Here is a 13940-nt window from a genome sequence, read left to right on the forward strand (position 1 = left end):
ACAGGGATAAAAGCTAGACTGCCTGCCGGAGATATTCTTTAAGAAATGCAGTTTCACTTTTTACCTGAAAGTGCAGGTAACCTTATTTATAAAAAAGCATTATGAAGCGGGTGAAACAATAATGTTACAGTCGATGAGAATACTTGATTTTTCAAAGTTATTACCCGGCCCATATGCAACGATGATGCTTGCTGATTTAGGTGCTGAAATCCTGCGTGTGGAATCACCCAATTTGCCGGATTTTATCAGGGAGCTCCCTCCATTTGATGGAGAGGATTCGGCAGTGCATCAGCATTTGAACCGCTCTAAGAAATCCATCAGCCTGGATTTGAAAAAACCTGAGGCGGCTATGGTCATAAAAAGGCTGGTCCGCCGATTTGACATTGTCCTGGAACAATTCAGGCCTGGTGTTATGGAACGGCTTGGGCTGGATTATGAAACTCTTAAACAGGCAAATCCTAAAATCATTTATTGTTCCCTTACAGGTTACGGTCAGACGGGGCCCTATCGTCAACGGGCAGGACATGATAATAATTATCTTTCCATCGCCGGTGTTGCTGGATACTCAGCTCGTGAAAATTATCCTCCTGTTCCTGCGGGAATACAGATTGCTGATATAGCAGGCGGATCTTTGCATAGTGTCATCGCAATCTTGTCAGCGGTAATCCATCGTGAACATACAGGTGAGGGACAATACATCGATCTGAGCATGACAGATGCATCTTTTTCCTTAAATGCCATGTTCGGTCCGGGGTTTTTGGCTGCCGGCGTTGACCCTAGACCGGAAGGGACGGAACTGAACGGGGGTTCCTTTTATGATTATTATCAAACGAAGGATGGGCGTTATTTTTCAGTCGGAAGCTTGGAACCCTCGTTTAGGACAAAATTATGTGAAGCTTTAGGCATCCCGCATATGGTTCATCTGGCAGCAAGTACAATAGCGGAAGATAAAAAGGATTTTAAACATGCCGTTACACAAGCTTTTATGAAAAAATCATTTGAGGAATGGCTGGTTATTTTTAGAGATCTGGAGGCTTGTGTGGAACCTGTACTTACTTTTAGCGAAGCCTGTGAACATCCACAGCTGATAGCAAGGAACATGATTGTGGATGTTCCAAAGAATAATGGAACTTACCAGCGGCAAATTGCATCCCCGATTAAATCTTCTGCATTTAATCAAGAATACAAGCACATTGGCGGCAGCAGGGGAGCAGATACAATAGAAATACTACAGCAAATAGGTTTTGATGAAGCTCAGATAAATGAGTTAATAGACAAAGACGTGTTTGGGTTGGCGGTGGATCGTTTAATTAGATAAATATTATAATGCTTATTTGCCTTCTTACAGCCGCTGAAATCGCTATTTCCTATAGATAGTCCTCTTTAGTAACCGTTAGTGTAAACAGATCTCAAAACTATCTTGATTGAGAGTCTATTTTAAGCTAACATCATTTTATTCAATAAAACTATGAATATCATGTAAGGATTCAATGTGTTTTTCTGATGGTACCTGCCTGAACAATTCGCCCTTTTCTTGTATCCGTTTTTTCAAAGTTAAAACGGTAGAGTAAGTAAGCTGGGTACCCTCTTCTGGACAGGTAACCTTTGGTCACCTGCCCAATAGCATTTAAATAATCCCGGCTGCTTCAGCTAAATATTCAATCAGATGGAGGGCACGCATAGATTCTGTGAGGCCTTCACGTTCGATACCAAGTTTCATCTGTAATAGGCAGCCAGGATTGGTGGTAATAATAACAGCCGCTTCCGTGGCTTTCGTGTGCATCATTTTTTCATCGAGGATAAGCATGGAAGCATCATAGTTTACAATATTATAAATTCCAGCAGATCCACAGCACATTTCAGCCTGATCCATTTCAATAAAATGAATTCCGGGAACTTGCTTTAACAGTTTGATTGGTTCTTGCTTAACTTTTTGCACATTCGTCATATGGCAAGAACGTTGATATGTTACTCTCTCGCCAGCTCGGACTCTCAGCTCCGGCAATCCGCATTCAACAAGAATCTGGCTGATATCCTTTGATTTGGCTGAAAAAGCTGCAGCTCTGTCTGCCCATTCGCTTTCATCTGAAAGCAGATGACCGTATTCATATAACATGGCACCGCATCCTCCAGCATTATTGACCACAAAATCCGCAGCCATTTTTTCAAAAGCTAGAATGTTTTGTTTAGCAAGATTGCGTGCTTCATCTATTTCTCCAGAGTGGGCGTGAAGGGCACCGCAGCACGTTTGTTTCGGAACAACGACAACATCACAGCCTGCTTCCGAAAGCAGCTTAATGGATAATTGGTTAATACGGTGGAACATCGCATCCATAATACAACCGGTAAAAAAGGCTACCGTATATTTCCGCTTCAATTTTGCTTTCATTTCTGTCAGTGCACGCCCTCGTTCCACCGGTGAAACGGGTACCGGCATGATTGATTCAAATGCGCCCAGATTATAGGGGAGCGTTTTCATAATACCTGATTTACGCGCCGCTTTTTGCAGGCCGCTTTTTTCGTACAGCCAAATGGAGTGGCCTGTGACATTCATCATCTTCCTGCTTGGGAAAACCTTTTTCAACAGCGATTTTCGGAGCAGCCGTACTGGAATAGAAAAAGTTTTGCGTTTGACAAGTGCGGCACGTGTGGCTTCTAAGAGGGAGCCATATTCTACACCTGTCGGGCAGGCTGTTTCGCACGCCCTGCAGCCTAAACACAAATCGAATGGTTCCTCTAGAAGAGATAAGTCTGTAATTTTTCCTTCACCGACCATTTTCACCAAGTTAATCCGGCCTCGCGGTGAATGTGTCTCTTTTCCGAATGTTGAATAAGTTGGACACACAGGCAGACAGTAGCCGCACTGGACACAGTTATTCGTTTTGTCGTATTGAAATTCTTCCCTTAACTGTTTAAGAGATGCTTCCATGTCAGCTCAACTCCATTTTTTGTCCCGGTTCAGGGAAAATTTTTCCGGGATTCATTATGTTATTTGGATCCCACACATCCTTAATCCGTTTCATCATATCAAGGCCGGCTGCTCCTAGCTCCATTTCCATAAAGGGAGCTTTCATGATTCCAATGCCATGCTCGCCGGACAATGTTCCGCCAAGCTCAATCGCAGCAGTGAAAATTTCCGAAACAGCAAGTTCAACGCGGCTCATTTCTTCGTGATCCGTTTTATCACAAATGATGTTCGGATGCAGGTTGCCATCGCCTGCATGCCCAAAAACAACGAGATGAACACCGTATTTGTCTCTTATTTCCTGAAGTCTTTCACACATTTCAGGAATTTTACTGCGGGGAACAGTAGCGTCTTCTGAAATTTTCGTTGGTTTAATGCGGACAATGGCCGGCGATACGAGCTTACGTGCTCTCCATAGTTCAGCTTCTTCGGCTTTGTCCTTTGGAATTCTAACGTCTCTTGCCCCCACAGTACGGCACAATTCTGCTGCCTGGGAGACTTCTTCCTGCAGAGCAAGGGGATGACCATCCATTTCAATTAAAATAAGCGCAGCTGCATCAACGGGTAAGCCAAGTGGTTCAAACTGCTCAACAGCTACAATTGACGCCTGATCCATCAGTTCCATTTTTGAAGGGAAAATCCCGGCAGATAGAATTTTTGAAATCGCACGCCCTGCATCTACTAAACTATCAAAAATAACCATCATTGTTGCAGTAGCCTTCGGTTTCGGAATAAGCCGCAGCACCGCTTTCGTAATGATGCCAAGTGTGCCTTCTGAACCAACAATCAGCTTTGTTAAGTCGTACCCAGTCACATTCTTTACGGTTCTCCCGCCCGTGTTTATGAGTTCGCCCTCGGGTGTAATCACTTCTAGACCAATGACATAATCTTTCGTCACACCATATTTCAGCCCCCTTGGTCCTCCTGAGTTTTCAGCTAAATTGCCGCCAATTGTCGATACGTGAGAGCTGCTTGGGTCTGGAGGATACATAAAACCTTTTTCTTCAGCTGCTTTATGAATATTGGCTGTCAATACACCAGGAGAAACTACAGCTACAAGGTCCTCTTCATGAATTTCCAGAACATCATTCATTACAGATAAATCGAGGATAATGCCCCCTTTTACTGAAAGCGGCCCACCGCTCAAACTGGTTGCCTGACCCCGTGGGTAAAGAGGGATTTTTTCTCGGTTCGCAAACTTTACGAGGGAGACTAATTCTTCTGTACTCTTTGTCTGAACAACGAGATCGGGCAAATAGGTCCCGAAAGAAGCATCGAATGAATAGCTAAAGCGGTCACTTTCATTTGTTAAGACTCTTCCTGTTTTAATGATAGCTTCGATTTCCTGAGTGTGATTGGAGATCACTACTTTCATTTCATTATCATCCTTTCGGTTCTTCTATACTGAATAATCTTGTAAGAACAAACTTAATTTTTTCTCTGCGTTCCTTAAATGAATTTGGCATTGAAGTTTTGCCAAATCAGGTTCTTCTGATTCAATTGCCAGAAGTATGCTTTGATGTTCATGGTAGACTGTTTTACGTTTTAGTGTTAATTGTTCATTTGGACGAAGAGTAATGTTTAGCGCTTTTTCATAGAGAGAAGAAAGGCTTTCTAGCGTTTGAATCATAATGGGATTATGCGTAGCCCTAATAATGGAAGAATGAAAATCTATATCAGCTTTCATTGCAGAAGTACCTTGTCCAATAGATTCTTCTTCCATAATCATTAAAATTTGCTTCATTTTGTTAAGTTGTTCTGGTGTACGTCTTAAGGCAGCTAGATAGGCCGCCTCTGGCTCCAGAACCTTGCGCATCTCAAATAGATGCTTAATAGTTTCAACATCATCATTTTCAACATGCATATGCTGAAAGAATGTTGAATTGGTTGTTTCTTCAACATAGCTTCCGCCGCCTTGGCGGGAGTTAATGAAACCAGCTGCACGCAGCATGCTTAATGCCTCGCGTATTGGTGCTCTGCTTACAGAAAAAAAAGCCGTTAACTCTTTTTCTGTTGGCAGCTTTGAGCCAGGAGGGAAATGCCCCGTTTCAATCATATTTAATAATTTACGAGCGATTGTTCGAGAAACACTTTCTTTTTGAGACAAAATCATCTATCACCTTTCAAGCTTCATCTACCTCACAAGAGTAGGAATTAAAAGCGGAAATTTGTATGACACTTTATTGTTTTAATGAATAGAATGAGAGTATTTATCTGTTGAATTAGATTTATAAGCGCTTTCTTATTGTTAATAGTAAATGAAATAACTGAATTAAACAACAATTACACTTAAAATTTGTATGACAAATATATTATAAAGCTATTGGGTGGTTCAAGAGGAAAGGTGCTAGTTCAAGAAATTCATGGGGAATTGATATTAAAAAGGGAAGAACTTTTGTACTTAATGATGTAAATGATTGCTCTAATGAAGGAATATAAAGACGAAGTAGCTGAATCATCATTTTCAAATGGGGAACCTTACAATGATCGCAAGGGGGGAGTTAGTTTTGCCGCAAGTTACTTGTAATGGTTCGCAGAAGATGAACGACGGACTTATGGAAAAACACTTCCGGCATCTGCTGCAACAAAAGGCTCTCAGTTAACCTTCACCAACTAATGTTGCACAGCTGTTATTACATCAAAGAATTTCGCCACTTACGATATTGACAAGAAAAGTCGGCCCCTGAGATGGCGACCGGATGTTGATCAATGTGACCGGCTGGTCAAAGTGCACTGGCATTTGCAAAGCTATGTCGAAATGGCAGTTGTTTCAAATGAAGTTGTAAATATAGTGACGGTTCCTCCAGTCCAATTTAAGGTGTAATTTTCCATGTAATAGAAAAGTAACTTCTGCCGAGTAGTTATAGTTACCTTTCTATTTTCTTTACATTTAAACAGATATAGTAGATTATCATAATAGTTTGAATATTTAAAACATAAAAAGGAGGATTAGATAATAGCTGCGTTATGTCTGACACGGAAATTTAAAAGAAAACTTAAAGATTGTTGTTATTTAATAATTTTTAAAACAAAGTCATTTCATTATTAAATCAGGTTGATTGGAGCGTAAGGTGCGAGACACCTGCGGGAGCAGCGGGACAGGTGAGACCCCGCAGACAAAGCCGAGGAGGCTCACCGCCCGCCCCGCGGAAAGCGAGCAACCTGGAGAGGAAATCAACCCCTCCTTGTTCGATAGCAACAAAGTTTGCGAAAACAGCCTAAAAGAAACACTATATATAATCCATCCCGTATTCTATGGCTGTTTTAGTAAGGGTTAAGTGTGTGGAGTTTTATTAAAGGGAGGAATGCTTATTATTCCACAAGCACAAGTGGCCCATAGGTTAAATTCTAGTGTACAAGTTAAAAACTATTTAATTATTTCATTGTGCTTAACCTATTTACTAAGTTACTTTGTTCATACCATTTTAGTAGAATTGTTTCTCTCTTTATTGAGTGTCATTGCTTTTCTAATAAGCCTTTTTTCGGCAAAAACTATACCTAGGATACTATCTTTGCTGATGTTTTTTTCAGGTGTTTTCATATTTATTTCCAAGGGTTCAAATATTTATGAAATATCAAGTGGAGTCACTTCTAATTTACCACTTTTAACATTAGTGATTTTAGTACCCTTACTGGCCATTCCTTTGAAACTTGAGGGTTATTTTCATACAGTGGAGTATTTTCTTAAAAAAATATCATCTGATTCCAGCAAGTTGTTTGGAGGAATCTCGTTCTTAATTTTTTGTCTAGGGCCCATTTTGAATCTTGGCTCTATTCGTCTTTTACATGAAACAATCAAGGACTTGAAATTACCTTCTTTTTTATTGGCAAAATCCTATTTAGTTGGATTTTCAACTGTCATTCTGTGGTCTCCTTATTTTGCATCTGTAGCATTAGTTCTGTACTACTTAAAAGTGCCAGTTTCGGAATACTTGCCCTTAGGTTTGTCTTTAGCCTTTATTCAGTTATTGGCCGGTAATATTCTTTTTCGGATCTATATGAAACAAAAAAGCCCAGTCAATTTTCCAAAAGTTACTGCAAAGCAAAAAAAAATCCCTATAGAAAGGGACCAAACGAAGCAGTTTATTCATTTATGTGTGACGCTGGCTTTCTTAATGGGCATCATTTTTGTCCTTGAATTTCTTACAAAATGGCCGATGATGCTGATAGTCAGTTTAACCTCTATTATTTATCCGATTATTTGGTGTTTATTGAAAAAGAGATGGGCCCATGCCAAGAGATCCTTTGCTGATTTTAGAAGACATTCCCTTCCCAACATGGACAATGAAACGATATTATTCATAAGTGCTGGTTTGTTTGGCAAAGCACTGACAGGTACACAATTCTCAGCTGGTTTACGCAGTGCATTAAATGATTTGGCAGGCATATCTTTTCTTTTTTTTACAATTTCGATCATTTGTGCCGTGGTCCTTCTATGCTTTATCGGTATTCACCAAATTGTTGTGGTTACAGCATTAGCCACTCAAATAGATCCTTATGTTATTGGAACTACTCCACCTGTTATTGCGTTGCTTCTTATGGTTTCATGGGCTATATCCGCTGTTTTAAGTCCTGTAAATCCATTGAATTTACTGGTGAGCAGCGCTGTTCAGCATCCGGGATTATCAGTAGGATTAAAATGGAATGGCGTGTACCTTCTGACCATGTTTGTCATCGGAGTGTTATTTGTTAACCTCATTCATTAGAACAGTTGAGAATAAAAGAATCAAGAAATGCAAGCAAGGTTTGTCGGTCTTTTTTGTAAAATGCAATCTTTAATTCATTGATTTCAAAGTCTGCCTTAATGTGTGAAAAATAATCCTTTTCCACAAGCAAGGGGTAGATGTTATTCCAGAGTGATAAATAAAAGTCATTTGAAAGCTGCGTGCCCAATTCATTTATCCACGCAGAAAACTCCTTCCAAGTATCATTTGAATTGCTTTGTTGAAGGTTGACAGATGTCTTTTCCTCTAAGGAAAGCAAAATAATCTGTTTAGCATTCAAAAGTGCCATTTCAAAATATTTTTGCATGGTGGACAATTCCACACTTTGACTAATCAGACGATAGGGTATAAGAAAGGGGGCAGGCTTTGAAACAAATGTACCTCCACCCTGGCGAGAATCTAAATATTTTAAAAGCTCCAATATTCGAAGTCCTTCTCTTACAGAAGATCGACTGACTCCTAGTAGTTCGCTTAATTCTCTTTCGGGAGGCAGTTTATCACCTTTCTCAAGATTTTCATCATGTATATAGCTGATAATGGAGCGTGTAACTTCTTCAAACATTCTTGGAACCGAGCGTAAATGATATGTTTTATCCATAATGGGACACCCTTTATTGTTTGGAATAATCTTATTTTAACAAAAAGGGTTTAATAAAAACATAGAAATGGTATTGACTAACTTTTAGAATTTAATTAATATTTAAATAAGGGGAAATATATCGTATATTAATTTTGGTCAGACCATATGATAAAATAATATCAACACGAGGGCAGCTAAAAGAAATGGTGATTAAATGGCTTTAAAACCGATAAAAAAGAGAAGATTATTTGAAGAAATTATACTTGCAATAGAGGAATACGTTGAGGAAGAGAAAATTTCTGCTGGTGAAAGGCTTCCATCTGAAAATGAGTTAGTGACTCTATTTCAAGTGAGTAAGACGGCGGTTCGTGAAGCGATGAGTGTTTTGCAAGCCAATGGCATTATTGAAAAAAGGTCTGGAGCCGGGATTTTTTTGAAAGACCTTCATGGCGAAAGCATAGCAGGACGTGTTACTAATCATTTGCTAAATCAAAAGGATTATACAGAAATTCTGGAGTTTAGACGGGGCCTTGAAGTAGAGGCTGCAGCTTTGGCTGCAGTAAAAGCCACAGATGAAGATATAAGAATGATTAGTGAGGCGCAAAAAAAATTATTAGAAGCCCATTCAACTGGAGCTTTAGGGTTAGAGGAAGATTATATGTTCCATTATTCTATAATCCTTGCTTCTCATAATTCAATTTATAAAGAAGTCTTTGATAATGTAGCTGAAAAATTTGAAGAAGGTATGCGGATTAGTAAGTTACAATCTTCAAAAGTACCAGGTCGATTTGCAGAAGTATATGAGGAACACAATGACATCTTAGATAGTCTGAAAAGTAAAGATCCCAAAAGAGCCGCTGAAACTATGCGGAAGCATCTCATCCTAAATGAAAGAAAGCTTTGGTCTAACCGTACTACAAAGAAAGAACCAATTTAAACTGGTTCTTTTCCTCTAAAGTGGTCAGACCATACTATTTTAATAATTAATTAGGAGGAACATAATGGGTAATGTTGGTTTTCGAATCAAAAAAGATTTTGAACGGATAGACCCGATTATTGTTAAACAATTTAGGGGGATAGCAACGTCCAATATTGGTGATGTAATGGGCAGGCTTTGGGCTATGGATCATAGAATTAAACCAGTAAATCATCCAGGTATACATTTAGTTGGAAGCGCTTTTACGGTCCGGACGCATCCTTCTGACAATCTTCTTGTACATAAAGCCATGGATCTGGCACAACCAGGTGATGTCATAGTGATTGATGCATTTGGTGACATGGGTAATGCCATTCTTGGTGAAATTATGTGCCATTATGCAAAAACCAAAGGAATTGCGGGATATGTTGTAGATGGACCAGTAAGAGATTTAGATGGTATTGCAAAAATGGGATTTCCGGTATTTTCAAAAGGAGGAACACCTAGAGGTCCTTATAAAGAGGGACCAGGTGAGATTAATACAATAATTAGCTGCGGAAATGTTCCTGTTGAGCCCGGGGATTTAATTGTCGGGGATGGTGATGGAGTAATCGTTGTTCCAAAAGCAGAAGCTTTAGAGATATTAGAAAAGGCCAAGGCGGTTGAACGTCAGGAATCAGAGATCATTCAGTCCATTTATAACGGGCAATGGGATCGAAAGTGGGTAGATGACGTTTTAAACAAAAAAGGATGTGAGATCCTTGATTAATCTTGCAGAAGAGCGTGTCCAAAGCAAAGATTTAGAAAATCTGGTAGAAGAAATTTTTCTAAATGCCGGTCTCGATCGAAAGCAAGCCTTATCCATAACAAAGCACTTGGTAAACGCTAATTTAAGAGGAGTAGATTCTCATGGTGTGAGCCGTGTAGGGATTTATACAAAAAGACTTGAGCAAGGACTTGTGAATAGAGAGTTTAATCCGATCCATTCGAAAGAAACACCCGTTAGTCTTCTAATTGATGCTCAGAATTGCTCCGGTATTCCTATTGCACATTATGGAATGAAAAAAGCCATTCAAAAAGCAAAGAAGTCAGGGATAGGAATGGTGGGAATACAAAATTCAAACCATTGTGGCATGTTAGCTGATTATACCCGTATAGCAGTAGAAAATGATTGTATAGCTATTGCAACCACAAATGCTCCATCGACTATGCCGCCATGGGGTGCGAAAGAGCGGTTTTTTGGCACGAATCCTATATCCTATGGTATCCCAGCCGGTCAGGAAAAAGATATTATTTTTGATATGGCTACAAGTAAGGTTGCCAGGGGTAAAATTATTCTGGCAGAAAAAAGAAACCAGCAAATCCCTCTAGGGTGGGCTTTATCTTCAGAGGGAACTCCAACCTCTGATCCAAAAGAGGCTATAAATGGGGTAGTGCTGCCAGTAGGAGAACACAAGGGGTATGGAATTGCCTTTCTTGTAGAGTGTTTATCATCTTTATTTACAGGAGCTGCGTATGGCCCTTTTATTGGGGACCTTTACAATAACTTCATTGATAAACAAAATGTAGGCCAGTTTTTTCTAGTCATGCGTGCAGATTTGTTTCAGGACTTAGATGTGTTTAAACATAGAATTGATCAAATGATCCGAGAGATACGTGCCTTACCATTAATGGAGGGAGTAGAGAAAATTTACCTGCCGGGCGAAATTGAGATGGAAAACGAATTAGATCGGCGGAAAAATGGTATCCCGCTAGGAAAAGAGACGGTTTCAGAAATAGTAACACTAGCACAGAAATACAACATTAAAGAATCTTTAATAGATCAGCTGGTTACATGATAAGCAAAATAAATGCATATAAAAAAGGAGAAATGAAAACATGCGCTTAGCTACAATCGTAACAAACGGAACAGAAAAGGCAGCGGTTATAACAAAGAGTGGGGCAGTACTTATAGACTTTATTAATCAACAATTTAAGCAGAATTTTGAAACAACCCTTTTTGAGATCATTAGGAAGGACCAGCTTAATAGCTTAAAAGAATGGTATGAGACAGAAGGAAGCCAAGAGCTAGAGCAGTCAGCACAGATCATTTCTAAGGAACAGATTGAATATGCCCCATTGTACAAGCATCCAAGAAAAATATGGGGTATAGGACTGAACTATGTGGAACATGCTTCAGATTTAAGCGAGAAAGCACCTAACACTGAACCTGCGAGCTTTATGAAACCAGATACGGCTATTATCGGATTTAATGATACTATTGAAGTTCCATTACAATCTGAGCGAACAACTGCTGAAGCGGAGTTGGGGATTATTATAGGTAAAGAATGTAAAGATATATCTGAAGAGGATGCACCAAATGTAGTAGCAGGGTTAACGACCATTATAGACATGACTGCTGAAGACATATTACAAAAAAATCCACGGTATTTAACTCGATCCAAAAGCTTTGATACATTCTTTAGTTTTGGTCCTGAGCTTGTAACGCTGGATGAAATTAAAGATATTCTTAATTTAAATGTTGCAACTGTGATTAATGGAAATATTCACCGCGAAAATGTTGTTGCAAACATGACTTTTCGCCCTTGGCAATTAGTTTCATTTCATTCTAAAGTAATGACCTTATTACCTGGAGACATCATTTCAACAGGAACCCCTGGTGCTGTTGTCATCCGTGACGGAGATATTGTAGAATGCCAGATTGAAGGTTTTGAAACACTTGTAAATAAGGTTCAGGACTTAAAAGTTAAGCATAACAAAGATCAAGAAGAGCCAGTAGCTTCTAAAAAATAATATGAAAGAAGCCGCCATCACAAAGCTGGCGGCTTTTCTTTATTTAACTTTTTCTTTCTGAAGAGCTAGGAGGAAATCAAAGTCACAGCCTTTATCAGCCTGCATAACATGCTTTTGATACATCTGGACATAACCTCTTGAAGCAATAGCTGGGGGTGTCCATTTTGCTCTCCTCATTGTTAATTCTTCTTCTGAAACGAGAAGTTCAAGCTTTCGGTTTTCAACATTTACCTCAATCATATCTCCTGTTTGTATAAGTCCTATAGGCCCGCCTACTGCTGCTTCAGGGGCTGCATGAAGAATAACTGTCCCAAATGCGGTACCACTCATACGTGCGTCCGAAATTCGAATCATATCTCTAACACCCTTTTTTAGTAAATATTGAGGAATGGGCATCATTCCTGCTTCTGGCATACCAGGTGCTCCGACAGGACCAGCATTTTGCAATATTAATATATCATCTGCTTGAATATCCAGAGATGGATCATCAATCATAGTCTCAAGTTCTTTGATAGAAGCAAAGACAACTGCTCTTCCTCTATGATTCAGTAAATCTTTTGAAGCGGCTTTAGGCTTGATTAGGGCGCCATTTGGTGCAAGATTCCCCTTTAATACAGCTATTCCACCATCCTTATGTAAGGGTTGTTCAAATGGATAAATGATATCGCGGTAAACATTAGAAATGGTAACATCTCTTAAATTTTCTTTCATTGTAGTTCCTGTTACTGTTAATTCGTTTAAATGCAACAGAGACTCGAGCTCTTTCAGTACCGCTGGAGTACCCCCAGCTTTAAAAAAATCTTCCATTTGGTATTTGCCCGCTGGACGTAAATTGGCTATAAAAGGTGTTGTTTTGCTTAATTCATCAAAGCGTTCAAGAGGCAGCTCTATTCCAAGACGCCCTGCGATTGCAATTAAATGAATGACCGCATTTGTAGAACCACCAACGGCCATAAGTGCTCTGACAGCATTGTCAAGGGATTTCTCTGTAATAATCTGAGAAGGTGTTATTCCTTTATTTACAAGTTCTACAATCTTTTTTCCTGTCTCAATACCATGTTTCAAACGGCCATTATGTGTAGCCGGAATTGCAGCACCTCCAGGAAGCATCATGCCCATAGCTTCAGCACAAACGGCCATAGTGCTTGCGCTGCCCATTACCATGCAGTGACCGGCGGTTGGAGCCAAAGCTTCATTAATAGCATCCTTTTCCTGTTCAGTTATATTATCACCGCGATATTCTTGCCAGAAAAAACGGCAGTCCGAGCAAGCCCCAAGCGTTTTACCTTCATATTCACCATTGTTCATTGGTCCACCTGTAATAATAATGGAGGGAATATCAGCACTGGCGGCCCCCATTAACTGTGAAGGTGTGACCTTATCACATCCGCCAATTAACACAACTCCATCTATAGGCTGTGCACGGATCATTTCCTCTGTATCCATTGCAGCGAGGTTTCGATATAACATAGTAGTAGGACTAGTGTTGATTTCTCCAAGTGAGATAGTTGGAAATTCTAAGGGGATTCCTCCTGCCATTAAAACCCCCTTTTTAATCGCTTCTACCAGCGGCCCGATATGAGTGTGACACCGGTTAATCTCGCTTCTTGTATTGCATATCCCAATAGCAGGCTTTTTGAAATCCTCCTCATCAAATCCAAGATGTCTGTTAAACGCCTGGCGAATAAATTGGCTAAATCCAGCATCGCCATAAGAAGTCAGCCCTTTTTTTTCAGGTACCTTCATATAGAAACCCCTTTTCTTTAATTAAATAATATGGTATGACCAATTAAATTAAGAATATTCTATTACTTACATAGAAATCATAGCATTAAAGGAATTATTCAACAAACAAAAAATGGGCTGATACAGCATGAAAAAATAAAAAATAAATAAGTTGACAAAATTTTCAGATTTAATATAAAATTAGTTTATATATTTCCCCCACAGGTTTAGCAGTGA

At 39.5% G+C, this 13940-nt stretch carries 11 protein-coding genes; 6 read left to right on the top strand and 5 right to left on the bottom strand.

Annotated features, from left to right (window positions below; translation table 11 throughout):
- The first annotated feature begins 121 nt into the window (after positions 1 to 121).
- A complete protein-coding gene (locus JOC77_RS05190; RefSeq protein ID WP_204539655.1) occupies positions 122 to 1318 on the top strand; it encodes a CaiB/BaiF CoA transferase family protein in 1197 nt (398 codons plus the stop codon).
- 309 nt (positions 1319 to 1627) lie between these two features.
- Here the strand turns inward: JOC77_RS05190 and JOC77_RS05195 are convergent, their stop codons facing one another.
- The 3 genes from JOC77_RS05195 to JOC77_RS05205 are packed head-to-tail and all read right to left on the bottom strand — an operon-like array spanning position 1628 to position 5072.
- Complete coding sequence (locus JOC77_RS05195; RefSeq protein ID WP_204539658.1) at positions 1628 to 2929, bottom strand: (Fe-S)-binding protein; 1302 nt, start codon at positions 2927 to 2929, stop codon at positions 1628 to 1630.
- A 1-nt stretch (position 2930) separates the two neighbouring features.
- The gene (locus tag JOC77_RS05200) at positions 2931 to 4340 is read right to left on the bottom strand and encodes an FAD-binding oxidoreductase (RefSeq protein ID WP_204539661.1); all 1410 of its coding nucleotides are present in this window, start codon (positions 4338 to 4340) and stop codon (positions 2931 to 2933) included.
- A 24-nt stretch (positions 4341 to 4364) separates the two neighbouring features.
- Positions 4365 to 5072: a FadR/GntR family transcriptional regulator gene (locus tag JOC77_RS05205; protein WP_204539664.1), complete on the bottom strand. Its 708-nt coding sequence runs from the start codon at positions 5070 to 5072 to the stop codon at positions 4365 to 4367.
- Positions 5073 to 6270: 1198 nt separating this feature from the next.
- Here JOC77_RS05205 and JOC77_RS05210 point away from each other — a divergent pair.
- Positions 6271 to 7671 carry a hypothetical protein gene (locus tag JOC77_RS05210; RefSeq protein WP_204539667.1) on the top strand — a complete coding sequence of 467 codons (1401 nt, stop codon included), beginning with the start codon at positions 6271 to 6273 and terminating at the stop codon, positions 7669 to 7671.
- On the opposite strand, the gene JOC77_RS05215 is transcribed toward JOC77_RS05210, so the two are convergent.
- Positions 7661 to 8287 carry a GntR family transcriptional regulator gene (locus tag JOC77_RS05215; RefSeq protein ID WP_204539670.1) on the bottom strand — a complete coding sequence of 209 codons (627 nt, stop codon included), beginning with the start codon at positions 8285 to 8287 and terminating at the stop codon, positions 7661 to 7663. The two genes, JOC77_RS05210 and JOC77_RS05215, sit on opposite strands and share 11 nt — an antisense overlap.
- A 196-nt stretch (positions 8288 to 8483) precedes the next feature.
- Between JOC77_RS05215 and JOC77_RS05220 the strand changes: the two genes are divergently transcribed.
- The 4 genes from JOC77_RS05220 (at position 8484) to JOC77_RS05235 (ending at position 11978) form a co-directional block, all read left to right on the top strand.
- Complete coding sequence (locus tag JOC77_RS05220) at positions 8484 to 9206, top strand: FadR/GntR family transcriptional regulator (protein ID WP_204539672.1); 723 nt, start codon at positions 8484 to 8486, stop codon at positions 9204 to 9206.
- 64 nt (positions 9207 to 9270) lie between these two features.
- Positions 9271 to 9954, top strand: a complete 684-nt coding sequence (locus tag JOC77_RS05225) for an RraA family protein (RefSeq protein ID WP_204539677.1) — start codon at positions 9271 to 9273, stop codon at positions 9952 to 9954.
- Complete coding sequence (locus tag JOC77_RS05230; RefSeq protein WP_204539682.1) at positions 9947 to 11023, top strand: Ldh family oxidoreductase; 1077 nt, start codon at positions 9947 to 9949, stop codon at positions 11021 to 11023. Before JOC77_RS05225 ends, JOC77_RS05230 begins: the two co-directional genes overlap by 8 nt.
- 40 nt (positions 11024 to 11063) lie before the next feature.
- Complete coding sequence (locus JOC77_RS05235; protein WP_204539687.1) at positions 11064 to 11978, top strand: fumarylacetoacetate hydrolase family protein; 915 nt, start codon at positions 11064 to 11066, stop codon at positions 11976 to 11978.
- Positions 11979 to 12017: 39 nt separating this feature from the next.
- Here the strand turns inward: JOC77_RS05235 and JOC77_RS05240 are convergent, their stop codons facing one another.
- Positions 12018 to 13724: a dihydroxy-acid dehydratase gene (locus JOC77_RS05240; RefSeq protein ID WP_204539691.1), complete on the bottom strand. Its 1707-nt coding sequence runs from the start codon at positions 13722 to 13724 to the stop codon at positions 12018 to 12020.
- Between the last annotated feature and the right edge of the window lie 216 nt (positions 13725 to 13940).

The organism is Peribacillus deserti (genome assembly GCF_016909175.1).
GTDB classification, from domain to species: domain Bacteria; phylum Bacillota; class Bacilli; order Bacillales; family DSM-1321; genus Paraperibacillus; species Paraperibacillus deserti.

Coding starts and splice junctions, on each gene's coding strand:
- JOC77_RS05210 (WP_204539667.1), top strand. CDS start 6,271: ATGCTTATTATTCCACAAGCACAAGTGGCCCATAGGTTAAATTCTAGT.
- JOC77_RS05200 (WP_204539661.1), bottom strand. CDS start 4,340: ATGAAAGTAGTGATCTCCAATCACACTCAGGAAATCGAAGCTATCATT.
- JOC77_RS05240 (WP_204539691.1), bottom strand. CDS start 13,724: ATGAAGGTACCTGAAAAAAAAGGGCTGACTTCTTATGGCGATGCTGGA.
- JOC77_RS05220 (WP_204539672.1), top strand. CDS start 8,484: ATGGCTTTAAAACCGATAAAAAAGAGAAGATTATTTGAAGAAATTATA.
- JOC77_RS05190 (WP_204539655.1), top strand. CDS start 122: ATGTTACAGTCGATGAGAATACTTGATTTTTCAAAGTTATTACCCGGC.
- JOC77_RS05225 (WP_204539677.1), top strand. CDS start 9,271: ATGGGTAATGTTGGTTTTCGAATCAAAAAAGATTTTGAACGGATAGAC.
- JOC77_RS05195 (WP_204539658.1), bottom strand. CDS start 2,929: ATGGAAGCATCTCTTAAACAGTTAAGGGAAGAATTTCAATACGACAAA.
- JOC77_RS05215 (WP_204539670.1), bottom strand. CDS start 8,287: ATGGATAAAACATATCATTTACGCTCGGTTCCAAGAATGTTTGAAGAA.
- JOC77_RS05235 (WP_204539687.1), top strand. CDS start 11,064: ATGCGCTTAGCTACAATCGTAACAAACGGAACAGAAAAGGCAGCGGTT.